The following is a 23,255-nucleotide window of genomic DNA, read 5'->3' as shown; positions in this document are numbered from 1 at the left end:
TCAGTTCGGTTCAGTTCGCGGCTTCCAGTTCGACGACGAGGGTTCCGGCGTAGTCGCCTGCCACCATCGGCGCCCCGCCGCCGGCCACGGCGACGACGAGGTTCATCTGCCCGGCCGCGCCGTTGGCGGTGGCCAGGTCGATCGGGGTCAGGGCCGTGCTCGCGCCCGACGCGCTGGCCCCGGCCCAGTTGGCCGTGACCTGGAAGTCGAGGCTGTCGCGGAAGCCCGCGGCCGGCGCGGCGCCGGCGGTGCGCGACAGCCCCGTGCCGTCGGTGCGCACCACCAGGCGGTGAGCCGAATTGCAGACCAGCGGAAAGGCCAGGCTGATCGACGAGTCGCGCGGCTGGGCGGTCTGGGGATCGACGAACTGGGTGAAGCGCACCACGCCGGCCTGGCCGCCCTGGGCGGTGAAGCTGGCGTTGGCGCCGCTGGCCGCCGAGGGCGGCGACAGGACGCAGGCGCTGGGCGCCTGGGCCAGCAGTTCGAGCTGGCTGGCGGCCTGGTCGCCGCTGGTGGCCACGGTCTGGGCCAGAACCGCGGGGGCCGTGGCGGCGACGCCCAGCGTCGCGGCGGCGGCGAGGATCAGGACGGTCTTCATTGGGGTTCCACCGTCAGCCGCAGGGTGTCGCGATAGACGCCCGACACCAGCGGCGCATTGGTCTGCAGGTTGGTCGCGCCCGGCTGGATATCGAGGCGCAGGGTGACGTCGCCGGCCACGGGCTGATCGACCGCCTGGGCGCTGTCGCGGATCTGGCGGGCGCTGGCGTCGGCCTCGAACCGGTTGTTGACCGGGCCCCAGGCCAGGGTGGCGGTGTAGGGCACCGCGTCGCTGAAGCCGGTCGGGGTCGGGGTCAGGCCAAGCTCCGAGCGCCACAGGCCGTTGTTCTGGCTCTCCAGCACGATCTGGTGGGCGTAGTTGCACACCGCCGCGAAGGTCACCTCGGCCGAAGCCGCGCGGGTCGACAGGGTGGTCGGGTCGGTCAGCTGATCGACCTGCAGCGTGCCGCCGGTCAGGGTGAGGAAGTTCACCAGCTGGCCCGCGCCGAGCGTCGGCGTGGCGATCGTGCAGATCTTGGGCGCCTGGCCCTGGACGACGAAGTCGCGGGTGTTGTCGTCGGTCTGGGCCCGGGCGATCTGGCCCAGCAGCAGCAGGGTGACGGCGGAGGCCCCCGCCAGGGCGGCGGCCTTGATCCGGTTGGCTTTGGTCATGGCGCCCTCCCCTCAGCTGACCGCCGCCAGGGTGACGACGATCGCCCCCCGGTAGGCGTCGTCGGCGACAGGCCGCAGGCTGGGTCCGCCAGCCGTGGCGAAGCTCGACAGGCTGATGGTGATCTGCCCCGAGCCGCCGCTGTCGCGGGTCTGGGTGGCGGCGGCGTTGGCGACCGCGCCGGTGGCGAAGCTGGCGTCGGTCGGCGTCCAGCCCGAGGCCGTGGCCGTGTAGTCGACCGCCCGCGAGAAGCCGTCCGGCGGCGTGGTCGTGAAGGCCTGCGCCGTCATCTGCGTCGCCGAGATGGTCAGCTGGCTGGGCGCCCCGCACTGGGTTCCAGTCAGCACCTTGGGCGGCGCCGTCAGGTTCGGCAGCAGCAGGCCCGTGGCGGTGTCGATCATGACCCCGACGTCGAACAGGTTGTCGCCGTCGGTCAGGTCGCCGATCGTGCAGACGTTGTCGGGCACGGTGGCGGTGATCTGGATCGGCCCGGCGCTGTCGGACGGTCCGTAGGTCTGGGCCGCGGCGGCGCCGGCGAGCGCCAAGGGCGCCAGGGCGATGAGGAAAAGGGCGCGCCGCATGGCTCAGCTCCCCGAGGCGGCCAGGCCCGCGTCGGGCCCGAGCGTGATGGTCACGAGCGCGAGGTACGCGCCCGGCTGCAGCAGGTCGTCGCTGGCCGTGGCGAAGTCCGAGACCACCAGGGTCAGGTCGGTCTCCTGCGGCGCGGCGTTGGTCGAGGGCGAGCCGACGCCGGACGCGTTGGTCGCGCTGGTGCGGACCGTGGCCGAGGTCGCGCCCCAGGCGCTGATCGTGCAGGTGTAGTCCACCGAGCCGACGAAGCCGGCCTGGGTGGTGGTGGTCACCGCCAGCGGCGAGGCTGTGATGGCCAGGGCCGCGCCAGCGTAGTTGCAGAAGGTGCCTGGCAGCTGGATGGACTGGCTGGCGATCGTCGCCAGCCGGCCCACCCGCGTTCCCGACGCCTCGGAGATCTGGCCCAGGGCCAGGGCTCCCGGGGTGGGCGTCCCCAGCACGCAGACCTGGGCCACCTGGGCGTCCATGCCCACGGTTCCCTGGACGGGATCCTGGGCGTAGGCGCCGGTCGCGGCGGCCAGGGCGCCGAGGGCCACGGCGGTCGCCGCGAGGCTCGCAACGCCGTTGGCGAGACAGGTCCGGTGCTGGATCATGACGACCTCCCCTCCCTTCAGGTGGCCGGCGCCAGCGTCACGGCGACCGAGCCCGAATAGGACCCGGCGACGAGGCGCCCGCCGGCCGGCGTCGCCGCGTCGGCGAAGCTGACGACGATGTCGCTGGCGAAGATGCCGGTCGTGCTCGCCGAACCGCCGCCCGTGGCCAGGGTGCTGTCGGACGCCGACACCGCCCCCCCGGCCGGAGCGGCCGAAGCGGTGGCGGTGTAGTCGATCCGGCGTTCGAACCCGGTCGGGGCCGCGTCGGTGAAGCTGGTGTTGAAGATCGGCTGAGCCTCGACCGCCATGGTCGCCGACACGCCGTTGCACCAGCCGTTCAGCGTCGCGGTCCGGCTGGTCAGCTTGACGCCGTCGAGCCGGCCGATGGCGGCGACGTCGCCGGTCTGCAGCGACAGCTCGCCCAGATCGAGCACGACGTTGTCGGTGACGAACAGGCAGCGGTTGGCCACCGATCCGTTGACCTGGACCGTGCCTGTCACGCTCTGGGCCTGCGCCTGCCCCGCTGCGGCGACGAGCGCGAGGCTCGCCGCGGCGGCGGTCAGGAGAAGGGTGCTACGCATGGCGTTTCTCCCCTTCCCGCGATCACGAGGGCTCGATGGTGATCGAGATCGTGCTGGCGTAGTTGCCGGCCATCAGCAGCGCGCCCGAGCCGGTGTTCAGGGCGTAGGCCTTGACCGTCAGGTTGCCGGCGCTGTTGGCCAGGCTGTTGGACAGCGACTGCACGGTGGCGGCCGGCAGGGCGGCGGCGGTGACGCAGCTGACCGTCTGGGTCGTGCTGTTGGCCAGGGCGGCGTCGAGCGCGGCGGTGTAGTCGATCACGCCGGTATAGCCGGTCGGCGCGGTGGCGCCGGGGGTCAGGGCCAGGCGGGTCGAGCTCAGGGTCACCTTGGGGGCGGCGCTGTTGCAGTTCACCCGGAACTGGGTGGAGCCGCCGGGGCTGGCGTTGGTCGAGCCCGACAGGGTGGTCGACAGCGTGCCGTCGGCCTGGGCCAGTTCGCCCAGCGGGATCGAGCCCGAGAACGTGCCGCCGCTGCCGCCGGTGATGACCACGCACTTGGCCGCGACGCTGCCGGTGACGTTGACCGTGCCGGTCACCGTCTGGGCCATGGCGGCCGGGGCGAGCGCCAGGCCCATCAGGGCGGCGGCGCACACGAGGATCGTCTTTTTCATCTCTTCACTCCCAAATGTCGCGCCGGCTGACCGGCTTCTCGATGTTGCGGGCCAAGGCCCCCTCCCCCTGAAAGACACCGGAGCCGCCGGGGGAGCGGGACCGGAACCCGGGCTCACGGCGAGACGCTGAGCGTCACCGTGAGCGAGTCCGAATAGGTGTTGGCGGCCGCCAGGATCTGGGCCCCGGCATAGGCGGCGCGATGGACGCGCAGGTACGAGCCGGCGACCTCGTAGGACGAGCCGTTCAGGCGCAGTCCCTGGCTGGCCGAGGCCGGTCCCTTGAAGCCGCAGGTCGCGCCCGAGGTGGTCTTGAGGTCGCCGGTGTCGCAGGTGGCGCTGGCCGTGCCGACGCCGCTGTCTCCGACCAGGTTCAGGTCGACGAGATAGGGCGCGAGATTGGTGTAGCCGGTGGCCGGGGTGACGCTGGAGGCCAGCAGGCCGCCGTTGCTCGAGATCACCGCCGCGCGGAACGGCACGGTGCACTGCAGGCTGAAAGGGAAGTCGGCCGTGAAGGCGTTGTTGACCTCGCCGACATTGGTCGAGCCGCTGGGCGCCAGGCCCGGCGCGAAGCCGCAACGGCCGCCGACCGAGGCCGTCACCGGAATGGACAGCACGATGTTGGGAGGCGATCCGCCAGCATAGGCGGTGACCTGGGCGCGGCCTTCACTGACCGCGGTCGCCAGCACCACGCCGACCACCAGGCTTCCGCCGAGTATCCAGTCCTTCAAGGACGGTTTGCGCTGGTTGCGAACGGCGCGAGGAAGCGTCGATAGCTTGCCGGCCATGTCCCTCTCCCCGCTTCTCTTAACAAGTTCTTAATGAACGATTGCAGAGAACCGGGGACGTGAAATCCCCCACCTTGGGTACTTAGTACAGTTTCACCCAGCAGGAGAGTTGAAGCAAAATTCGGATAACTAAATCGAGCTTAGTAATACAAATGCACAATCTGCTTATTGATGATTGTCATTATCAAAATCCATTGCGTCAAACTGACGCTATTTGACCTGAAATTATCTCAGGTTGTGGATAACTGAGCCATAGCTTGTTTTAAGTACGGCATAAAAGTGGCGCGGCCATAGAAGCCGCGCCCGCAGGGAGGGAAAGGCCTATGGACGGTTCCCACGCTTCGCTCATCGACATCAGCGCGATGCGCTTCTGCCTGGACGAGGACGAGGTCGCCCGCATCGTCATCGACGCCCACGGCACGGTGCTGTGGCGGTCGCGAGCCGCGGCCACGATGCTGTCGGGCCACAGCCCGCTGGTCGATCGCGGCGGCAAGGTCGGCGGCGTCGATCGCCGGGCCCATCAGTTCCTCGTCGAGCGCATGGCCGAGGCCCTGGCCGGCCAGGAGGTCTGCCAGATCATCGACTGCGACCAGGACGAACGCTTCCTGATGCGCATGCGCGTGGTGCAGGACGGCGACGACCGGGCCCTGGTGATCGTGCTCAAGGACTTCGACGCCCCCGCCCATGTGCCCCGGCTGGAGGCGATGTTCGGCCTGAGCATGATGGAGGCCCGCATCCTGGCCGAGATCATCGCCGGCAACAGCGCCGATAGGATCGCCGAGCAGAAGGGCGTCTCGATCCTGACCGTGCGCACCCACATCAAGCACATTCACGGCAAGATGGGCGTGCGCTCCAAGGAAGAGATCCTGGCCTCGGTGATCAAGATCTTCGCCTGATCAGACCAGGCGCGCCTGTAGCCAGAGGATGGCCGGATAGGCCACCAGCCAGGTCCAGAAGAAGCGGTTGAGGCCGAACAGGCAGGCGTTGGCCAGGTGGAAGCTCGCCGCCACGACGAGACCCGCGATCAGCGCCGGCCGCCACAGCAGGGTCAGCGGAAAGGCCAGTTCGAAGGCCATCACCGCCCACGACATGGCCAGCAGCAGGCGCGGCCGCGCGGCCCAGCCGCGCAGGCTTTCGGCGACCGGATAGGCCGAGAACCGGAACACCTGCGCCAGCGCAACGCCCTTGCGCCAGTCGGGATTGACGATCTTCACCCAGCCCGAGACGACGTAGGACAGCATCAGCTGAAGGCCGAGATAGCCGAAGAACAGCTCCTTCAGGCGCGGGCTGGGAACCAGGGCCGACAGGGTAAGGCACCACAGGGCCAGCAGGCCCATCCGGTCGCTGCCGCCGTTGTAGGGGCCCTGGAAGCGGGTCAGCAGGACGAGCGACAACAGGGCTAGCCCGACCAGCGGCCAGGGCGCGAAGACGCCCGCGGCGACCGCCGCGCACAGGGCGATCCTGAGCGCAAACAGCGGGCGGTTGCGGGGCGAGACCGACAGGTGCTCGAGGCTCTGCTGGATCAGCGCCAGGGCCAGCAGGACCTGGGTCAGGCGCGCGGCGAGGTGGAGGCTCATCGGGCGACGTCCTCGCGCCTGCGCGGCGCGGAGACGAACAGCACCTCGCTCACCAGCGCCCCGCTCTCCTGGCTCAGGAACACCAGGCGAAAGCGCAGCCAGGCGGCCTCGGGGAAATCGGCGGCGATGCGGGCGAAGATCTCGTCCTCGCTGTGGGCCGTCGGCTCGTCGACCAGACGCTCGGCGCAGGAGACCAGGAACAGGCTCTCATTCCAGCGCGGGTTCCAGGCCAGGCGGCCCAGCATGGCGGGGATGGAGACGTGATCGGGCCTGGGCCGAAACTCACGCCAGTCGGGATCGGCGTCCGGCGCGGCCAGCACGGCGTATTCGATGCGGGGCGACGGGGCGATGACGTCGAAGAAGTTCCACGACGGGATCAGGGCCGGCAGGAGGAGCTTCAGCGACCGCAGCATGGCTCCCCGGCGAGACGTTCGGACCTGCCGCTGAGTTACGCGGCCTCTCCGGTCCTGTCGAGCATCCGGGCCCGGACATTGGTTTCCCGCCCGGAGCGATAAGTTTTCCACACGATCGGGCCGCCCTCGCCTTTTTGCCTGTTGCTCCCGGCGTCGCGCCCCGGCCTACTCATGAAAAATATGAGGGTTGGAAATGCCAGGGTTCATCCAGACCATGCTGGCCTCTTATCGCCAGCGCCGGCGGGCCGCGGCCAGCTGGGCGCTGCTGCTGGCCGCGGCCGCCTTCTGGTTCGAGGGTCATCCGCTGGGGTAGATGATCCCCGCCCTGAACTTGTCGAAGGGCGAGGATCTCCCCTCCCCCTACAGCTTCAACCGCGCCCCGATCGTGAAGTAGCGGCCCATGACGTCGTCGCCGATGGCGTAGCCGTCGCGCAGGCCCGCCCGCGTGCCATTGAGGGCGTAGGCCCCGGGCGGCGGATCGGCGTCGAACAGGTTCTGGATGTTGAGGAAAAAGTCAGTCCGCCCGGCCCGGGTGTCGGCCGCATAGGTCAGGGTCAGGCTGGTGGTTGCGAAGGACGCGATCCTGTTGTTCGCCCAGATCTGCGATGGGTCGCCGCCCAGCTTCATGTCGTCGCGCCAGCGCTGCATGACGTCGACCGTCAGGTTCTCGATCGGCTGAAAGCGGGCCAGCGCCGTCAGGCGCAGCGAAGGTCCGGCGGCCGCGCCCAGCGGACCGAAGGCGACGCCGCCCTGGTCGGTGGTCGTGACCCCCGGCTGGCGGTAATAGACGTGCGGCTGGAAGGCCGCCAGGAACCGCAGTGACGCGGGCCGGTCGAAGGCGGTGGCGGCGTAGTTGACCTCCAGGTCCGCGCCCCAGGTCTCGACCTGGGCGATGTTGTAGTACTTGGTGTACCAGCGCTGCACGACATTGGAGGCGCTCTTGTCGGCATAGCCGTTGAGGCGGTCCTGCAAGGCGCAGAACGGCGAGGTTCCACCACTGTCGTAGCAGGCCCGCTGGTAGGCGGCCGTGGCGCCGTTCACCTGGGTGACCGCGTCCTTGACGGTGATGTGGTAGGCGTCCAGCGCCACCGAGAAGCGCGGGATCGGGCTCCAGACCACGCCGAGCGTGGCGGTGTCGCCGATCTCGGCCTTGAGGTCGGGGTTGGACAGATCGACCGAGGCCACGGTTGGGCTGAGGGTCGTCAGCAGGTCCTGGGTGCTGACCGGCACCGAATTGACCGGCGCGAACAGCTCGTAGAGCGTCGGCGCACGGATGTCGCGCGAGCGGGTGGCGCGCAGGCGCACCGTGTCGTTCAGGCGCCAGTCGAGGCCCAGCTTCCAGGTCCAGTAGTCGCCGCTGGTGTCGTAGCTGGTGAAGCGGGCCGCGCCGTTGACGCTGAGCGCGCGCATCAGCGGCAGGTCCTTGAGCAGGGGCACGTCAGCTTCGAGCGCGGCCTCGCGGACGGTCTGGCTGACCTTGGGACTGCCGGCGAAGGTCTGGGTCCACAGGGCCGAACCGGCGGTGCAGTTGTAGCGGATGCCGGTGCAGTTGACGACGTCGGCCGGCCCCGCGTCGCTGGCGGACTCGAAGCTGAGCTTCCGCCACTCGCCCGACAGCGCCAGGCCGACCGGACCGGCCCAGGTGCTGAACGGCGAGCCGTCGATATGGCCCGACACCGAGTCCATCACCGTGCGGGCCGTGTAGTGGGTCTCCTGGAAGATATAGTCGATGGCCTCGGCGCTGGCGGCCGTGGGGCCGAAGACGTTCAGCGGCGCGCAGCCCTGGGCCAGGGATGGGTTGGTCAGGGCGATGTTGCAGACGATCTTGTTGCTGGACGGATCGACGACGGCGTCCAGCGCGGCGGCCAGACGCTGATTGTTGAGGTTGTTGGCCAGGGTCGTGCCCAGGCGCGTCTGGCCATGGGTGAAATCCAGGCCCCACTTGTAGTCGCCGAGCGCGCCGTTCAGCCCGCCCATGTAGATCCACTGACGCGACTTGGAGCGCGCCTCCAGCCGGCCGCCGCTGCTCATCAGCTCGCTGAGGCGGAAGGTCGACTGGTTCGCGCCGGCCAGCTGCGCCTGGTAGGCCGGCGCCAGGAAGGCGTTGGTCGCGCTGAGCGTGACATTGGTCAGCCGGACATAGTCGGAATAGTTGGCGTTGGTCTTGAGGTTGCCGCCGACCTGCATGTAGCCGTGGACGGTGTCGGTCAGGTCGTAGTCGACGCGGCCGAACAGCTGGTGGCCCTTCATCGGGGCCAGCAGCGAGGAATCGTAGTAGCCGCCGTCGCCGCCGACCTGGAGGGCGGACGAGCCGGTGGCGGTCCCCGGCACGAAGGCCCGCAGGGTTCCGTTGGCGCCAAAGGTCTGGCCCGACAGCACGCCGCTGGTGATCAGGCCGCCGAATGGGAAGCCGGCCTGGCGCAGGTCGCTGTAGAGCACGTAGGGATTGGCGGCCGTGCCGGCCCCGGCCACGCCCCAGACGTCCATCCAGTCGCGGTCGGAGCGGTAGGCGATGCCCTTCTCGTCGCGATATTCGTAGCTGGCCTCGACATGGCCGCGGCCGTTCGCGAAGCGGGTCCCGGCGGCGAGGCCGACATCGATCTTCTCGCCGTCGCCTTGCTGGGAGACGCCGGTCTGGGCCAGCATCTTCAGGCCGTTGAACTTCTTGTCGACGATGTAGTTGACCACGCCCGTGACCGCGTCGGAGCCATAGACGGCCGAGACGCCGCCGGTGACGGTGTCGACCCGCTGGACCAGCATCTGCGGGATCAGGTCCACATCGACGACGCCGTTGAGCAGGGTCGGCGGCACGCGCAGGCCGTCCAGCAGGATCAGGGTGCGGTTGGCGCCGATGTTGCGCAGGTTCAGCTGGTTGGCCGAGGCGTTACCGGCCCCGACGCTGCCGGTCGAGGTGGGATTGACCCCCGCCCCGCGCGAGCCGGCGAACACCGGCAGGACGTTGAGGGCCTCGGCCAGGCTGCCGGGCGCGGCGCGCAGCACGTCGTCGGTCTGGACCACGGTGACGGGCGACGGGCTGGCGTCGCCGTTGCGGATGACCCGTGAGCCGGTGACGACCACGGCCTCGACCGTGGTCTCGACGGTGTCGCCGGCAGGCGGGCTTTCGGGCGGATTGGTCTGGGCGAAGGCCGAGCTGGCGAGCGCGAGCGCGCTGGCCCCGGCCAGAAAGACGGCTGTCCTTCCGAGGTTGTTCATCGTTCCCTCCACGCCGTATCCGCCGCCCGGTCGGCCTGTTCTTATGGTTCTCCGCGTTCATTGACGCAGCGTCAGGAGGATGACGCGCCTTCGCCTCGCCCGATGATTGCTTTACCGGGCCAGCCTATTCATTTTTCGCCGCCGCGACCGGCCGGAATCTGAAGAAATATTTCGCAAGGACTTCAAACGACGAACGCCAGCGCATCCGGACCGTGAGGTCCGGGGCGCGCCGGCGTCGAAGAAACCGAGGTGATGGAGATCAGGCGCCGAGGCTGGCGGTGAGGTCGTCGAACAGCTCGTCGACGCTCAACTTGCGCGGAATGATCTTCTGGTCGAAGGCCCAGTCGATGGCCAGCTGCAGGCCCTTGCGGTTGGCCTCCAGGCCGAACGGCGGATAGACGGCCGGCGGGCCGCCCTCGGTCAGGGCGCGGCTCTCGACGATCATCCGGTAGATCTCGCGAACCACGTCGGGGCGCTGTTTGGCGATATCTTCGTGGACCACGAAGATGTGGTTGATCGGCACGACCTGCTCGCGCTCGAACCAGGCCTTGGCGGCGTTGAACGGGTCGGGCACCAGGTACTGCACGCGCGGATCCTTGGGCAGGTCGACGCCTTGCAGGGTGGCGGCGAGCTGCCCGTCCAGCATCATCTGGCCGATGTCCGAGCCCTTGGGCAGGCGCACGCAGTTGGCCGGATCGCTGTACTCTTCCAGGTGGCCGTCGCCGGTGGTGCGCCAGGTGACCTTGTCGAGGTCGACGCCGTATTCGTGCCGCAGCACGCCGCGGATCCACAGGCCGGTGGTCTGGGCGTAGGTGCGCACGCCGACCTCCCTGCCCTCGATGTCCTTGGGATCGAGATGGCCCAGCTCCTTGTTGAAGCCGGCGCAATGGTGCTGGAAACGGCCCGAGATCGGGGCCGGCAGCAGCACGTAGGGCTTCCCGTAGCACTTGGCCTGCAGGTAGGTGACGATCGCCAGCTCGCCCGCGTCGTACTGGTTGCGGCGGACCATGTCCTTGAAGCCGTTGTGGGCCTGTTCGGGACCGCAGAAGTCCAGGGTGACGATGTCGGACGTCACCCGGCCGTCCTTCATGGCCTTGGTCACCGGATAGTCGGCCAGGTTGGTCTTCAGAGTCAGCACTTCGGCCGCAACGTCGCTCATGACGCGGTTCCTCCCGGTTTTCTTCAGAGTTTGACTTCGATCAGCACCGGGCCCGCCTCGCGGGTGGAGTCGATCATGGCCTGGGTGAAGGCTTCGGCCGTCTCGACGCTGACCGCCGGCACGCCCATGCTCTTGGCCATGGCGACCCAATCGATGGTCGGGTTGCCGATGTCGATCATCGACAGGGCGCGCGGGCCCGGCGCGGCGCCCGCGCCCATGTTCGAATATTCGGCCTTGAGGATGGCGTAGCTGTTGTTGGCGAAGATGATCGTCGTGACCGGCAGGCCTTCGCGGGCCTGGGTCCACAGCGACTGGATCGTGTACATGGCGCTGCCGTCGCCCACCATGCAGAAGGTCCGGCGGTCCGGGCAGGCCATGGCCGCCCCCGTCGCCACCGGCGTGCCGTAGCCGATCGAGCCGCCCATGTTCTGAATGGTGTCGTGCGGCCGCGCCCCGGCGGTCAGGCCCATCGACTCCCGGCCGGTGGTCAGGGACTCGTCCACCAGGATGCAGTTCTCGGGCATGGCGTAGCTGAGCGCATGGGCGATGCTGACGGGGTTCAGCGTCCCTTGCGGGGCCGCCTGCTCCGAGCGCGCCTGCAGGACCGGCTCGGTCTTCAACGCGCCCAGGGCTTCGGCCAGCATTTCCAGGCCGAGGATGCTGTCCTCGTCCTTGGCGACCAGCTCATGCACCTGGCAGCCGGCGGGCTTTAGCACGCTGGGCTTGTCGGGATAGCTGAAGAAGGCGATCGGCTCGCCGGTCTCGACCGTGACGATGTGCTTGAAGGCGCTGAGGAAGGCCACGGCCTGATTCACGGCGTAGGGGATGCGCTCCAGCGGCGTGCGGCCGGCGCCCCGCTCGATGCGGACGCTGAAGAACTGGGTGGCGATGCGGCAGCCGGTGTTAGCGGCGACGCGGCCGGCGAGGTCCAGCGAGCGGCCGCGCATGGACTTGCCGCCGAAGATGATCAGGGTCGGCTCGCCCGAGGCCAGCACCTTGGCGATGTGCTCGACCTTGTCGGCCGGCGGCGCGCGGCGGGTCGGCTCGCGCTTGGCGATCTTGGGTACCTCGCCCGCCTCGCCCCAGCTGGCGTCGCCGGGCAGGATCAGGGCCGAGACCAGGCCTTCATTGGCCTTGGCGACGGCGGCGGCGGTGTCGGTGGCGATGGACTCCGAGCTGTCGGTGGTGCGCACCCAGTGGCACAGCGGGCGAGCGAGCCCTTGAATGTCGGAGGTCAGCGGCGCGTCGTACTTCAGGTGCGAGGCCGCGTGCTCGCCGATGATGTTGACCATGCCGACGCCGGCGCGCTTGGCGTTGTGGATGTTGGCCAGGCCGTTGGCGAGGCCGGGTCCCAGGTGCAGCAGGGTGGAGGCCGGCTTGTCCTTCATCCGGGCCCAGCCGTCGGCGGCGCCGGTGGCCACGCCTTCGAACAGGCACAGGACGCTGCGGATGCGGGGATTTTCCAGCGCCGCCAGGAAGTGCATTTCCGAGGTGCCGGGATTGGCGAAGCAGACCTCGACGCCCTGGTCGGCCAGCGTGTTCACAAGGCTTTCGGCGCCGTTCATCTCAACTCCTCCACACGAGCGAACGGCTTCAAATGACCTTTCGCCTTGGGGAGAAGGGAGACCATTTCCAGGATTGGCGCTCCAATCCAAACGGACCGGAAAGCGATAGATTTCCGGATGTTCTCTGAACCGGTCTCACCCGTCATTCAGGCGCGAACCCCTCTCTATTAGAGAGAGGGAGGGGCCCATCGCGAAGCGATGGGAGGGTGAGTGGTTACACCTTCAGCCGGCGTGCCGGCACGTCGTCTGCAACAGCGCCAAGATCGTCGCCAAGATCGTCGCCAAGATCGTCCAAGGGCTTCGCCTACCCTCTCACCCTCCCACGCCTTGCGGCGCGGGCCGATCCCTCTCTCCATGAGAGAGGGATCAAAGCCCGCTTCCCCGCCCCCTCAATACCCCGCCAGTTCCTTGCCCTTGCCGACCACGCCGTAGGAGCGCTGCGGGGCGGCCATCAGCCAGCGGTAGCCCTCGGCCAGCAGGCGCTCGAGATTGCTGGCGTTGGTGTGTGGGTTGCCCACCGGCACGCCGTGGCGGACGCAGGTCTCGGCGACCTTCTTCATGGCGTCGCGCACGTCCGGATGGTCGTACTGGCGGGGGAAGCCCATCTCCTGGGAAAGGTCGCCCTCCCCGATCAGCACGAAGCCGACGCCGGGCACTTCCTTCAGGATCTCGTCGAGGTTCTCGACGCCCTTGACGCTCTCGATCATCAGACCGACCAGCAGCTCGCCATGCGGGGCCAGCGGCCAGACGTCGGCCTTGGCGTAGTAGTCGGCCATCGACAGGCCCCAGTAGCGGGCGGCGGTGGCGGGACCGTCGCCGCGCACGCCGCGCGGCTCGTACAGCGGGGCGTTCTTGGGACGGGCGTAGCGGCACGAGGCGACGGCGTTGTAGGCCTGGGCCACGTCGTTGATGTGCGGCCAGATCACGCCGTAGACGCCGCGGTCCAACGCCTGCTTGGCGTAGGCCTGGTTCATCTCGACGCCGTTGGCCGGCACGCGGACGATCGGGGTGACCTGCGGGGCCAGGGTGGGCGCCGAATGGATCTGCTTGCGGTTCAGCAGGTACTGCAGGGAATCGCCGAGGGCGGCCATGTCCCAGGGATTGTGCTCCATCTCGAACACCAGGCCGTCATAGGGCGAGTCCGAGAGGTCGATGGCGCTCTGCTTGTCGGCCTTGGCGAAGCAGGTGAATGCGGGCTTGCCGGCTTCCCAGGCGCGGATGACGCCGTTCAGGCGGGTGTCGGTCATGGTTCTTCCCCGTGGTTTCTGTCCGACTGAGCTAGACCCGCGCGGCCGTCTCGCCCTGATCGATGAACCTGTCCCGCCGATAGAAAAAGCGCGCGGGAGCCGGTCAAGCCCCCGCGCGCCAGTAGTCCCCATGCGCTTTCAGGACGGGGATCGGGAAGGTCAGGCGGGAACGGGGGTTTCCTCGGGATTCCAGTACATGAAGCCCATGCCCTCGCCGGTGCCGGCGGCGGTACGCCAGCAGGGCACGTAGTCGACCAGGGTCATCTTCGCGCCGGTGTGCTGCAGGGCCATCATGACGATGCTGTAGATCTTCACCTCGGACGTGCCCGACTGGTAGTAGCCGTCGGGGATCGCGGCGAGGCCGTCGTAGTCGTAGGCCGCCAGCTTGCCCATGACGTCGCGGTCGAACTCTTCGTCGTTGACGAAGTGCGACAGCCCGCCCGAGGCGATGATCGCCACGCGCACGTCGGCCGGCCAGGCCTCGATCGCCTCGCGCAGCACACGGCCGAACTCGATGCAGCGGCTCATCGACGGCTGGGTCGGCGGATAGAACAGGTTGAACAGCACCGGCACGTGCGGCGGCGGCTGGTCGCCCATGATCTGGTGATAGACGAAGCTGTAGGCGTGCGGCACCACCGGATAGTCCGGCTTCATACCCTGGCGCTGCTCCATCCAGACGTTGTCGGGCCAGGCCTGCAGGTCGTTGAGGTCGAAGCCCTCCTTCTGGAAGGCCTTGATCAGATAGGTCGCCAGCTCCGGATAGGCCTTGTGCACCACGTGGTGGTCGGGCGCGTAGACCGGTCGCTGGGGCGGGCCGTTGTGGACGTCCTCGCCGGTGTAGATGGTGATCGACGGCGACTGGTCGGGCCAGATCTCCTTCTGGTCCTTGCCCAGCACGATGGCGACGTCGATCTTGGCCCGGCCATAGGCGTCGGCCATCTTGTCGAGCGCGGCGCGGCAGCGGCCGGCGCGTTCGGTGCGCTCCTCGATCGTCAGGAACGGCTCGAAGGCCGCGCCGCGGTGGGCCTCCAGCTCCGGATAGGTCCAGGTGCGGTTCTGGAACCACAGCTCGGGGTTCTTGCGATCCCGCTCGCCGTTGGTCAGCCAGTCCTCGGGCGCCTGCCCCAGCATGCCGCTGTGGGGCACCGCCATCCCGAACACGATCTTGGCCATCTTACGCGTCTCCTAAATCTCATACGGGTCCGAGGCGGCGCTCAGGCCTTTGCCTCGGCGTCGTCGGGAACCTTCGGCGCCCATTCGGGCCGCAGCATCACGATCACCGTCAGCGCGCCCAGCACCAGGAAGGCGAAGATCAGGGTCATCGGGGCCACGAACGAGCCGGTGGCGTGCAGCAGCCAGCCGGTGATCAGCGGCGCGACCCCGCCCGCCAGGGCCGTGGCGACGTTCTGGACGCCCTTAACCCGCCCGACGATCGGGGCCGGGATCAGGGTCAGGCTGCAGAGCGCCAGGTTGTTGGCGGTGGTTAAGCCGAGGCCCGACAGCGAGGCGACGTTCCAGAACAGCGCGGTGTTGACGTCGGTGGCGCGGGCGCCCAGCAGCACGGTGCAGGCGATGGCGAAGCCGGCGACGACGAAGATCTTGCGGATCAGCACCGGGCGGCCATAGCGCTGGATCAGCTTGTCGGCGGCATAGCCCGAGGCCAGGGCGACCAGGGCGATGCCCATGAAGCTGTAGAAGGTGTAGAGGCCCATCTGCTCCAGCGACAGCCCGCGCTGCTCGACCAGATAGGCCGGCATCCAGGTCATGCAGAAGAAGGTGAAGTAGTTGTAGCAGAAGTTGACCACCAGCGTGCCCCAGACCAGCGGGCTGGACAGGATGGTCAGGATCGAGACGTCGACCTTCTTCTTGGCGGCCGCGACCGTGGCGGCCGCGCGGGTCGGCAGGTCGCTTTTCACCGCCAGCATCCACGGGACCAGCCAGACCAGGCCGGCAAGACCCGTGATCAGGAACATCAGCTGCCAGTTCAGGTGGACGATCAGCCAGGCGGCCAAGGGCGCGCCAATGGCCGGACCGAACTTGGCGCCCAGCATGTAGACGCCGACCGCCGCGCCGCTGTTGTCGGGATGGAAGTTGTTGCGGATCCAGCGGTAGCTGGCCGGCACCACGACCGCTTCGGCGGCCCCGACCAGCAGGCGCATCAGGATCAGGCCCCACAGGGCCGGCATCAGGCCGATGGCCGCCGAGGCCAGGCACCAGATGACGAAGCAGATGGCGTAGGGCCGCTTGACGCCGAAGCGGTCGACCGCCCAGCCCATCGGCACCTGGAACAGGGCGTAGGACCAGAAGAAGGCCGAGTTGATCCAGCCGCGGTCCACGTTTGTCAGGGAGAAGTGTTCCTTGAACGGCCCGGTGGTCAGGGCCGCCGAGATGTTGATGCGGTCGACGAAGGCGATCAGCGCCCCCACCGCCAGCAGGGCCAGAACGCCCCAGCGCGCCCAGGCGCGAGACGGCCTGGCCTCTGCCTTGGCTTCCGGCGCCGCCCGCTGCGACGCTGCGACGGCGTCTTCGGTTGTCGTCACCACTTGCACCTGCTCCATCCCCTGCTGTCGGTCTTGCGCCGTCGCTGTTGTTCTTAGACTTCAGTCCGCCAGGCTCGGGTAGAGGCTCGCGGCGGTGTTTCCGAAGATCCAGGCCTGGTCGGCCTGCGAAAGCGACGAAAGCCGCTGCCGGGCGGTGGCCAGGATCTCCGACAGGGTTCCCGGCGAGGTCGGGAAGTTCGAGCCCCAGGCCAGCCGCTCGGCGCCGAACGCCTCGACCACCTTGGGGAACCAGGTCTCCGGCGTGGCCGCGCCCTTGGTGCTGTCGCCCATGATCCGGGGCGTCAGCTTCATGTAGATCGACGGCAGGTCGGCCAGGTCGAACAGGCTTTGGGCGGCGGCGTAGGGCGGGCCGTCGGCGACCTCCGGGCGGGCCAGGTGGTCGAGGATGATCGGCACGTTCGGGAAGCGCTCGGCCAGGGCCCGCACCTGCGGCAGGCCCACGGGGCCGGTCTGGATGCACATGGTCAGGCCGAGGTCCCCCAGCAGCTCCCAGGCGGGCCAGGCGCGCTCGTCCTCCAGCTCGGTCGGGTCGAAGTCCTTCGTGCTGCCGCCGGTGAAGATGCGCAGGCCGGCCAGGCCCTTGTCGGTCCAGGCCTTGATGGTCTCGACCGCGTCGGGCGCGCGCACGTCCACCGAGCCGACGGCGATCAGGCGGTCGGCATAGCGGTTGCAGGCGTCGACGACGTAGCTGTTGTCGAAGCCGTAGGTGGTGGAGGAGTGCACGACGGCCGCCTTGGCCACCCCCGCTTCGTCCATGGCCGCGATCAGGGTCTCGACCACGCAAGGGCGCTCCTGCGACCAGTCCGAGCGCTTGCCAAACAGCGGCGCCGGCGGATAGCGACCCTCGTCATCCGAGATCACGTGCGGATGGATGTCGATCACCGATGACATAAGCGCTCCCTAGACTGGCCTCCGGCGGGTTGTTCACCGCCGTTGTTCGAGGGGCATGGAACGCGAGATCGGGCCTTGGGAGCAGTCGAAGCTATGCGGCGAGGTATAAGTTTCGGGCCGTCGAAAACCCGCCGATAACGACGAAGGGCGCGGCGCGGATCGCCCGCGCCGCGCCCTCATAGCGCCTTGATATGCTGGACTATTTGCCTTGCGACTTCAGAAGTGCGTCGAGGCGCGGATAGACCCGCCGGGCGTTGCCTTCGTAGATGTTGTAGCGGTCTTCCTCGGTGAGGCTGACGCAGGCGTCCACGTAGCGCTTGGTGTCGTCGAAATAGTAGCCGGTGTCGGGGTCCTTGCCGCGGACGGCGCCGATCATCTCCGAGCCGAACAGCACGTTTTTCGACGGGATGACCTTGGTCAGCAGATCAACGCCCGGGTGGTGGTAGACGCAGCTGTCGAAGAAGATGTTGTCCAGCAGACCTTCCAGCGGCCGGTTGGCCATCTCCAGCGACATGCCGCGATAGCGACCCCAGTGATAGGGCACCGCGCCGCCGCCGTGCGGGATCACCAGGCGCAGGGTCGGGAAGTCCTTGAAGAGGTCGCTCTGCAGGATCTGCATGAACACCGAGGTGTCGGCGTTCAGATAGTGGGCGCCGGTGCCGTGGAAGTTCGGATTGCACGAGGCGGCCACGTGGACCATGGCCGGCACGTCGAGGTCGCACAGGGCCTCGAACAGCGGATACCATTCGCGGTCGGTCAGCGGCTTGCCGGTCCAGTAGCCGCCGGTCGGGTCGGGGTTCACATTGGCGCCGACAAAGCCCAGTTCCTCGACGCAGCGGCGCAGCTCGGGGATCGAATTGGCCGGCGGCGCGCCGGGCGACTGCGGCAGTTGGCAGACCGGCACGAAGTTGTCCGGATAGATCTCGGTCACCCGTTTCACCAGGTTGTTGGAGACCTCGGCCCACTGCAGGCTGGTGCGCTCGTTGCCCAGGTGGTGGCTCATCAGGCCGGCGATCGGCGAGAACAGGGTCAGGTCGCTGCCGCGCTCCTGCTGGAGTTTCAGCTGGCCGTTGCCGACGCCTTCGCGGATCTCGTCGTCGCTCACGTGAGCCTCGGAGACGGGCGGCGCGCTGGACGGGCTGTCGGCGGCGTCGACCTGGCGCTGGCGCCAGTCGCGGAACGACTTGGGGACGGTGGTGAAGTGGCCGTGGCAGTCGATGATCATGGTCTGGTCCTTCACGCTCACAGCTTGTCGGTATCGACGAACAGGTCGTCGATGCTCATCCGCTTGGGGGTCAGGCCCTGGGCGAAGGCGGTGCGCTCCAGCGCCTCGATGGTCGGGCGGTTGGCCTCGATCCCGTAGGGCAGCGGGTCGGGACCGACGATCTCGGTCAGCTTGACGTACTTCTTCTCGGTGGCGTTCTGCGGCCCCTCGGCGCGCACCTTGTCCAGCCACTCGTCCTTGGCGCGCTTGAAGGCGTCATAGAGCGACTTGGCCACCCACGGATGCTCTTCCAGCACCGAGTCCTTGACCACGATGGTGCCGTGCATCGGATAGACGCCGGTGCGGCGGAAGTAGTCGGCCTCCAGCGCGGCGGCGTTGGGCAAGAGGTCTGGATAGTCGGCCTCGACCTCCTGCCAGCCGCCGGTCGGGGCGCCGGTGCGGCCGATGCCGGCCGCGCCCTCGACGCCCGCCGACAGCTCGCCGTCGGCCATCATGTCGGCCAGCGGGCGCGTCGCATGGATGACGTTACCGGGCAGCTTCAGCTCGCGGACGTGCTCCTCGTCGTCGACCACCCAGGTAACCTTCGACGGATCCAGGCCGCAGTCGTCCATCAAGGCCTGGCGCAGCCAGACGCCGGTGGTGACGGAGTAGGCGCGCACCCCGACCTTCTTGCCTTCCAGATCCTTGGGCGTCTTGATGCCCGCGTCGGGCCGCACCAGCATGCCCGAGTGGTGGAAGCGGCGGACCACGAAGATCGGCAGCGCCTTGAACGGCGCGCCATAGGCCCGGGCGATGATGTAGGTTGTGGGCGCGATCTCGCAGACGTCGAACTCGACGTCGCGCACCATCCGGCGGAAGGCGCCGATCTGCGGCTTGACGGTGATGATCTCGGCCTCGACGCCCTCGATGGGGATCGAGCCGTCGCGGATGGCCGACGTATGCGGGTGTTCCGCCACGGCGATCTTAAGGGGCACCTTGTTCCCGGCCACAATTCCTCTCCTTGCACGCATCAGTATCCGGGGTGCGGCCGGCGGTCATGCGACGGTTTCCGCCCCGGTTCGACCGCACAAAGGCTGGCGACGCGGCGCAACCGCAACGGCCGCTCCGCGAAACCTTGAGGGCGCGCGCCATTTCCTATCGGCGGGACGCGAAGGCGGCGATAGGTTCGATGCGAAGGGCGATAAGTTTTGCGTCGCCAGGCGCCATAGATCACGCGCCTTCGAACGGGTTTCTTATCACCTCGCCGCACAAGATAAGCGCAAACGCACTCGTTTTCTCGGCAACCAAAAACCGTATCAAGGCCTGGGAATGATTGCGGAATTCCCGATGTTTTTTGGGATTCTCCACGGCCGAACCCGCCACGATCGCCTGTGCAGACTCCTCACTGCTGCGGCTACGAGGGCTCAGTTACGCCCCTCCCCGCCCCTTGCCCGCCGATTGATTCCTGTTACCGCTTGGCGATCGGAGGAAGAAAAATGATCGACATGGATCCTGAACACAGGGCCGCGTCGCTGAGCTTTCGTCAGCTGAAGCTGTTCGAAAGCGTCGGGCGGCTTTGCAGCGTCCGCAGGGCGTCGGAAGATTGCAATCTCTCCCAGCCCGCCGTGACCCAGGCCCTGGCCAAGCTGGAGCAGCAGATCGGCGCCGTCCTGCTGGAGCGCCGCGCCAGCGGGAGCTATCTCAACGAACTGGGCGAGATCTTCCATCGCCGCACGACGCGGCTGTTCGAGCAGTTCGAGCAGGCCCTGGTGCTGCTGGGCGTGGCCGAGGAGGCCGCGCCGGTGATCGCCAAGCGCATCTCGCGCTCCCAGGCCCGCAGCCTGATCGCCATCGTCGAGAGCGGCTCGTTCGCGCAAGCCGCCCAGTCGCTGGAGCTGTCGCAGGCCTCGCTGCAGCGCGCCGCCCGCGACCTGGAAGGCAACCTCAAGAAGTCGATCTATTACCGCACCGCCGCCGGCGTGATGGTGACGCCGGCCGGCGTCGAGTTCGGGCGGCGGATCAAGCTGGCGACCCAGGAGATCGAGTGGGGCATCCAGGAGATCGAGGCCGCGCGCGGCAGCGTCGCTAGCCAGATCGCCATCGGGGCCATGCCGTTCGGCGGCAGCATGCTGCTGGCCTCGGTGCTCGACGCCTTCGTCCAGGCCAACCCCAAGGTCGACGTCAAGATCGTCAACGAGAGCGCCTCGGAGATGCTGAAGCGCCTGCGCGACGGCGAGGTCGATTTCGTCATCGGCCTGGTGCAGGAGACCACCGCCGACGACCTGGTCAACGAGGCCCTGGCCCGCACCCCCTACACCGTCGTCGCCCGGCGCGGCCACAAGCTGGCGCGACAGGGCGAGGTCAGGCTCGAGGACCTGCTGCAATACGACTGGGTGGTGGGCACGCCGGGCGCCAGCCGCCGGGCCTGTTTCGAGCGGATGTTCGAGGGCGGCCCCGGCCCCAAGACCTCGATCGCCACCAGCGCCCTGCCGATCGTCCGCCACCTGCTGCTGCGCAGCGACCGCCTGGCGCTGATGACCTCGTACGAGGTGATGCACGAAAGCGACCTGATCGCCTTGCCCTACGGACCGGTCGGACCGGCGCCGGCCATCGGCGTGACCACCCGGGCCGGCTGGCTGCCCACGGGCCTGCACCAGTCGTTCATCGACCTGCTGCGCCGGCACACGGCCGACACCACGACGCCGACCCTGGTGCGGCAGGCAGGCTGACGCGGTTCCTATCGCCGCATGCATCGAAACTGGCGGTCCCAGACCGGGCGGCGGCTATCATCGCCGTCGTCCGACGCGTTGCCCACCAAAGGAAACCCCATGACCGATCCCGCCCATCGCCTCCCGACGCGCCGGATGGTCGGGGGTGGCGCGCTAGCCCTGCTGGCGACAGGCACCGCCCATGCCGCGCCCAGGCGCGAGCAGATCGTCTATGTCGGGACCCAGGCCACGGACGCCGGCCAGGGGATCGTCGCGGCCCGGCTCGACGCCCGCACCGGCACGCTGACCCCGATCGACGTCGTCGCCGAGATCGCGCGGCCGACCTGGGTGCTGGCCCATCCGAAACGTCCAGCGCTCTACGCGGTCAGCGAGACCGGCAACGACGGCAAGACCGAGGGCAAGGTCTACGCCCTGCGCGCTGACGCAGAGACGGGCGCGCTGACGACGATCTCGACGGTGAACTCCGGAGGCGGCGGGCCGACCCACCTGGGCTTGGCCGACGGCGGCCTGCTGGTCGCCAACTACGGTACGGGCCACGTCGCCGCCCTGCCCATCCGCGCCGACGACGGCCTGGAAGCGGCCGCCTCGGTGCAGGCCAACCAGGGCTCGGGCCCCTCGCCGCGCCAGAAGGGACCGCACGCCCACGGCGTGGCGCTGGATCCGTCCGGCCAGTTCGTGCTGGCGGCTGACCTGGGCGCCGACCGCCTGTTCGTCCATCCCTATAATCGCGCCGCGCGCCGGCTGGGTCCGGCGAGCGAGCAGTCCGCCGCGCTGCCGCCTGGGACCGGCCCACGGCACCTGGTGTTTCACCCCAAGGGCCGGTTCGTCTTCCTGATCAGCGAGTTGATCCCGCAGGTTCGCACCTATGGCTGGGACGCCAAGACGGGTCGTCTGACCCTGGCTCACACGACGCCGGTGCTGTCGGAGGTTCCGAAGGCCAGCGGCGCCGAGATCGCCATCAGCCGCGACGGACGGTTCGTCTACGCCTCGCTGCGGGTCGAGAACGTCATCGTCGTCTTCGCGGTCGATCCGCGCACCGGCGCGCTGACTGTGATCCAGCGCGTGGCCTCGGGCGGCCAGACGCCATGGAGCTTCGGAATCGACCAGACCGGCCGCTGGCTGTTGGCGGCCAACCAGGGCTCCAATACGGTGACCGTCCTGGCGCGAGATCCGGCTGACGGCCGCCTCGCCCCCACCGACCAGTCCCTGGCGGTCGGCAAGCCCACCAGCCTCGCGTTCCTCGCCGCCCGCTAGGTCGCCCATCGACGGACGTTTCAGTGAAAGCTTCCCCGCCCCGCAAGCTTGGCCCGTTCGAGGTCGCTCCGATCGGCCTAGGCTGCATGAACCTCAGCCACGCCTACGGCGCGCCGCCGCCGGCCGAGGATGGGGAGCGGCTGCTGAACCGGGCGCTGGACCTGGGCGTGACCCTGCTCGACACCGCCGCGCTCTATGGCGGCGGGAACAACGAAAAGCTGGTCGGCCGCGCCGTCGGCCATCGCCGCGACGACTACGTGCTGGCCAGCAAGTGCGTGCTCGACATGGACGGGACCCGGCGCGTGCTGGACGGCTCGCCCGAGGCGATCACCGCCAGCCTCGACCGCTCGCTGCAGCGGCTGGGCGTCGACCATATCGACCTCTTCTACCTGCATCGCCTGGACCGAAGCGTGCCGGTCGAGGACTCGGTCGGCGCCCTGGCCCGCGCGGTCGAGGCCGGCAAGATCCGGGCGATCGGCCTGTCGGAGATGTCGGCCGTCACGCTGGAGCGCGCCCACGCCGTCCACCCGGTCGCCGCCATGCAGAGCGAATATTCGCCGATGGTGCGCAATCCCGAGGTGGCGGTGCGGGAGGCCTGCGAGCGGCTGGGCGTGGCCTTCGTGGCCTTCTCGCCCGTGGCGCGCGGCCTGCTGGCCGGCGGGGTGACCAGCGCCGCCTACGCAAAGGGCGACATCCGCGCCTGGATGCCGCGCTTCGTCGAGCCGAACCTGACCCATAATCTGATCGCCGTGCGGGCTTTCGACGCTCTGGCCGGCGAGCATGGCCTGACGCCGGCCCAGCTGTCGCTGGCCTGGACCCTGGCGCGCGGCGAGCACGTGATCCCGATCCCGGGGACAACGAGCGTCGCGCACCTGGAGGAGAATCTGGGCGCGGCCGGGGTGGTGCTTTCGGCGGAGGTGATCGCCCGCGTGGACGCGCTGTTCGCCGGCGACGCCGTGCGGGGACCGCGTTACCCGGCCGAGGCCCAGGCGCAGATCGACACCGAGCTGCTGCCGGAAGAGGTGGTGGCTTAGGCCTTTTACCGAAAGTCCCCCGCGCAGGCGGGGGTCCAAGC

At 68.7% G+C, this 23,255-nt stretch carries 22 protein-coding genes; 4 read left to right on the top strand and 18 right to left on the bottom strand.

Going from position 1 to position 23,255, the window contains the following annotated elements:
- Positions 1 to 10: 10 nt before the first annotated feature.
- The 7 genes from I4Q42_RS11630 to I4Q42_RS11600 all read right to left on the bottom strand — a co-directional run bounded on the left by I4Q42_RS11630 (position 11) and on the right by I4Q42_RS11600 (position 4,367).
- Positions 11 to 598, bottom strand: coding sequence for a hypothetical protein (locus tag I4Q42_RS11630; RefSeq protein WP_198576239.1), 588 nt, complete (start codon positions 596 to 598; stop codon positions 11 to 13).
- Positions 595 to 1,209, bottom strand: a complete 615-nt coding sequence (locus I4Q42_RS11625; RefSeq protein WP_198576238.1) for a hypothetical protein — start codon at positions 1,207 to 1,209, stop codon at positions 595 to 597. Before I4Q42_RS11625 ends, I4Q42_RS11630 begins: the two co-directional genes overlap by 4 nt.
- A gap of 12 nt (positions 1,210 to 1,221) precedes the next feature.
- Entirely contained in the window at positions 1,222 to 1,788 is a 567-nt protein-coding gene (locus tag I4Q42_RS11620) for a hypothetical protein (RefSeq protein ID WP_198576237.1), read from the bottom strand.
- Positions 1,789 to 1,791: 3 nt separating this feature from the next.
- Entirely contained in the window at positions 1,792 to 2,391 is a 600-nt protein-coding gene (locus tag I4Q42_RS11615; RefSeq protein ID WP_198576236.1) for a hypothetical protein, read from the bottom strand.
- Between the two features lie 17 nt (positions 2,392 to 2,408).
- Complete coding sequence (locus tag I4Q42_RS11610) at positions 2,409 to 2,972, bottom strand: hypothetical protein (protein WP_198576235.1); 564 nt, start codon at positions 2,970 to 2,972, stop codon at positions 2,409 to 2,411.
- A 22-nt stretch (positions 2,973 to 2,994) separates the two neighbouring features.
- Positions 2,995 to 3,582, bottom strand: a complete 588-nt coding sequence (locus I4Q42_RS11605; protein WP_198576234.1) for a hypothetical protein — start codon at positions 3,580 to 3,582, stop codon at positions 2,995 to 2,997.
- 113 nt (positions 3,583 to 3,695) lie between these two features.
- The gene (locus tag I4Q42_RS11600) at positions 3,696 to 4,367 is read right to left on the bottom strand and encodes a hypothetical protein (RefSeq protein WP_198576233.1); all 672 of its coding nucleotides are present in this window, start codon (positions 4,365 to 4,367) and stop codon (positions 3,696 to 3,698) included.
- A 323-nt stretch (positions 4,368 to 4,690) separates the two neighbouring features.
- Between I4Q42_RS11600 and I4Q42_RS11595 the strand changes: the two genes are divergently transcribed.
- Positions 4,691 to 5,263 (top strand): helix-turn-helix transcriptional regulator, encoded by a 573-nt coding sequence (locus tag I4Q42_RS11595; protein WP_198576232.1) that lies wholly within the window; start codon positions 4,691 to 4,693, stop codon positions 5,261 to 5,263.
- On the opposite strand, the gene I4Q42_RS11590 is transcribed toward I4Q42_RS11595, so the two are convergent.
- The 11 genes from I4Q42_RS11590 to I4Q42_RS11540 form a co-directional block, all read right to left on the bottom strand.
- The gene (locus tag I4Q42_RS11590) at positions 5,264 to 5,944 is read right to left on the bottom strand and encodes an HTTM domain-containing protein (protein ID WP_198576231.1); all 681 of its coding nucleotides are present in this window, start codon (positions 5,942 to 5,944) and stop codon (positions 5,264 to 5,266) included.
- The gene (locus I4Q42_RS11585; protein WP_198576230.1) at positions 5,941 to 6,357 is read right to left on the bottom strand and encodes a hypothetical protein; all 417 of its coding nucleotides are present in this window, start codon (positions 6,355 to 6,357) and stop codon (positions 5,941 to 5,943) included. Before I4Q42_RS11585 ends, I4Q42_RS11590 begins: the two co-directional genes overlap by 4 nt.
- A 360-nt stretch (positions 6,358 to 6,717) precedes the next feature.
- Entirely contained in the window at positions 6,718 to 9,570 is a 2,853-nt protein-coding gene (locus I4Q42_RS11580) for a TonB-dependent receptor domain-containing protein (RefSeq protein WP_198576229.1), read from the bottom strand.
- A 259-nt stretch (positions 9,571 to 9,829) separates the two neighbouring features.
- A complete protein-coding gene (locus I4Q42_RS11575; RefSeq protein ID WP_198576228.1) occupies positions 9,830 to 10,729 on the bottom strand; it encodes a substrate-binding domain-containing protein in 900 nt (299 codons plus the stop codon).
- A gap of 23 nt (positions 10,730 to 10,752) precedes the next feature.
- Complete coding sequence (locus I4Q42_RS11570; protein WP_198576227.1) at positions 10,753 to 12,294, bottom strand: acetolactate synthase large subunit; 1,542 nt, start codon at positions 12,292 to 12,294, stop codon at positions 10,753 to 10,755.
- A 389-nt stretch (positions 12,295 to 12,683) separates the two neighbouring features.
- Positions 12,684 to 13,541 carry an HpcH/HpaI aldolase family protein gene (locus I4Q42_RS11565; RefSeq protein WP_198576226.1) on the bottom strand — a complete coding sequence of 286 codons (858 nt, stop codon included), beginning with the start codon at positions 13,539 to 13,541 and terminating at the stop codon, positions 12,684 to 12,686.
- 159 nt (positions 13,542 to 13,700) lie between these two features.
- Positions 13,701 to 14,714 carry a DODA-type extradiol aromatic ring-opening family dioxygenase gene (locus tag I4Q42_RS11560; RefSeq protein ID WP_198576225.1) on the bottom strand — a complete coding sequence of 338 codons (1,014 nt, stop codon included), beginning with the start codon at positions 14,712 to 14,714 and terminating at the stop codon, positions 13,701 to 13,703.
- 41 nt (positions 14,715 to 14,755) lie between these two features.
- Positions 14,756 to 16,084, bottom strand: a complete 1,329-nt coding sequence (locus I4Q42_RS11555) for an MFS transporter (protein WP_198576224.1) — start codon at positions 16,082 to 16,084, stop codon at positions 14,756 to 14,758.
- Positions 16,085 to 16,141: 57 nt separating this feature from the next.
- Entirely contained in the window at positions 16,142 to 16,993 is an 852-nt protein-coding gene (locus tag I4Q42_RS11550; protein ID WP_198576223.1) for an amidohydrolase family protein, read from the bottom strand.
- A 199-nt stretch (positions 16,994 to 17,192) separates the two neighbouring features.
- Positions 17,193 to 18,233: an amidohydrolase family protein gene (locus tag I4Q42_RS11545; RefSeq protein WP_332873070.1), complete on the bottom strand. Its 1,041-nt coding sequence runs from the start codon at positions 18,231 to 18,233 to the stop codon at positions 17,193 to 17,195.
- A 2-nt stretch (positions 18,234 to 18,235) separates the two neighbouring features.
- Positions 18,236 to 19,207 carry an ABC transporter substrate-binding protein gene (locus tag I4Q42_RS11540; protein ID WP_198576222.1) on the bottom strand — a complete coding sequence of 324 codons (972 nt, stop codon included), beginning with the start codon at positions 19,205 to 19,207 and terminating at the stop codon, positions 18,236 to 18,238.
- A 486-nt stretch (positions 19,208 to 19,693) separates the two neighbouring features.
- Between I4Q42_RS11540 and I4Q42_RS11535 the strand changes: the two genes are divergently transcribed.
- The 3 genes from I4Q42_RS11535 to I4Q42_RS11525 all read left to right on the top strand — a co-directional run bounded on the left by I4Q42_RS11535 (position 19,694) and on the right by I4Q42_RS11525 (position 23,214).
- Complete coding sequence (locus I4Q42_RS11535) at positions 19,694 to 20,926, top strand: LysR substrate-binding domain-containing protein (protein WP_198576221.1); 1,233 nt, start codon at positions 19,694 to 19,696, stop codon at positions 20,924 to 20,926.
- Positions 20,927 to 21,025: 99 nt separating this feature from the next.
- Complete coding sequence (locus tag I4Q42_RS11530; protein ID WP_198576220.1) at positions 21,026 to 22,180, top strand: lactonase family protein; 1,155 nt, start codon at positions 21,026 to 21,028, stop codon at positions 22,178 to 22,180.
- A gap of 23 nt (positions 22,181 to 22,203) precedes the next feature.
- Positions 22,204 to 23,214 (top strand): aldo/keto reductase, encoded by a 1,011-nt coding sequence (locus tag I4Q42_RS11525; RefSeq protein ID WP_332873069.1) that lies wholly within the window; start codon positions 22,204 to 22,206, stop codon positions 23,212 to 23,214.
- Positions 23,215 to 23,255: the final 41 nt, after the last annotated feature.

It is taken from the genome of Caulobacter hibisci (genome assembly GCF_016135805.1).
Taxonomy (GTDB): domain Bacteria; phylum Pseudomonadota; class Alphaproteobacteria; order Caulobacterales; family Caulobacteraceae; genus Caulobacter; species Caulobacter hibisci.
Note: the sequence above shows the minus strand (reverse complement) of the source record. Positions and strands in the feature narration are given on the sequence as shown.

What these genes read in the sequence shown, in the direction of transcription:
- I4Q42_RS11590 (WP_198576231.1), bottom strand. Translation starts at nt 5,944, where the DNA reads ATGAGCCTCCACCTCGCCGCGCGCCTGACCCAGGTCCTGCTGGCCCTG.
- I4Q42_RS11600 (WP_198576233.1), bottom strand. Translation starts at nt 4,367, where the DNA reads ATGGCCGGCAAGCTATCGACGCTTCCTCGCGCCGTTCGCAACCAGCGC.
- I4Q42_RS11610 (WP_198576235.1), bottom strand. Translation starts at nt 2,972, where the DNA reads ATGCGTAGCACCCTTCTCCTGACCGCCGCCGCGGCGAGCCTCGCGCTC.
- I4Q42_RS11630 (WP_198576239.1), bottom strand. Translation starts at nt 598, where the DNA reads ATGAAGACCGTCCTGATCCTCGCCGCCGCCGCGACGCTGGGCGTCGCC.
- I4Q42_RS11565 (WP_198576226.1), bottom strand. Translation starts at nt 13,541, where the DNA reads ATGACCGACACCCGCCTGAACGGCGTCATCCGCGCCTGGGAAGCCGGC.
- I4Q42_RS11560 (WP_198576225.1), bottom strand. Translation starts at nt 14,714, where the DNA reads ATGGCCAAGATCGTGTTCGGGATGGCGGTGCCCCACAGCGGCATGCTG.
- I4Q42_RS11570 (WP_198576227.1), bottom strand. Translation starts at nt 12,294, where the DNA reads ATGAACGGCGCCGAAAGCCTTGTGAACACGCTGGCCGACCAGGGCGTC.
- I4Q42_RS11595 (WP_198576232.1), top strand. Translation starts at nt 4,691, where the DNA reads ATGGACGGTTCCCACGCTTCGCTCATCGACATCAGCGCGATGCGCTTC.
- I4Q42_RS11535 (WP_198576221.1), top strand. Translation starts at nt 19,694, where the DNA reads ATGATCGACATGGATCCTGAACACAGGGCCGCGTCGCTGAGCTTTCGT.
- I4Q42_RS11530 (WP_198576220.1), top strand. Translation starts at nt 21,026, where the DNA reads ATGACCGATCCCGCCCATCGCCTCCCGACGCGCCGGATGGTCGGGGGT.
- I4Q42_RS11550 (WP_198576223.1), bottom strand. Translation starts at nt 16,993, where the DNA reads ATGTCATCGGTGATCGACATCCATCCGCACGTGATCTCGGATGACGAG.
- I4Q42_RS11575 (WP_198576228.1), bottom strand. Translation starts at nt 10,729, where the DNA reads ATGAGCGACGTTGCGGCCGAAGTGCTGACTCTGAAGACCAACCTGGCC.
- I4Q42_RS11625 (WP_198576238.1), bottom strand. Translation starts at nt 1,209, where the DNA reads ATGACCAAAGCCAACCGGATCAAGGCCGCCGCCCTGGCGGGGGCCTCC.
- I4Q42_RS11615 (WP_198576236.1), bottom strand. Translation starts at nt 2,391, where the DNA reads ATGATCCAGCACCGGACCTGTCTCGCCAACGGCGTTGCGAGCCTCGCG.
- I4Q42_RS11605 (WP_198576234.1), bottom strand. Translation starts at nt 3,582, where the DNA reads ATGAAAAAGACGATCCTCGTGTGCGCCGCCGCCCTGATGGGCCTGGCG.
- I4Q42_RS11620 (WP_198576237.1), bottom strand. Translation starts at nt 1,788, where the DNA reads ATGCGGCGCGCCCTTTTCCTCATCGCCCTGGCGCCCTTGGCGCTCGCC.
- I4Q42_RS11580 (WP_198576229.1), bottom strand. Translation starts at nt 9,570, where the DNA reads ATGAACAACCTCGGAAGGACAGCCGTCTTTCTGGCCGGGGCCAGCGCG.
- I4Q42_RS11585 (WP_198576230.1), bottom strand. Translation starts at nt 6,357, where the DNA reads ATGCTGCGGTCGCTGAAGCTCCTCCTGCCGGCCCTGATCCCGTCGTGG.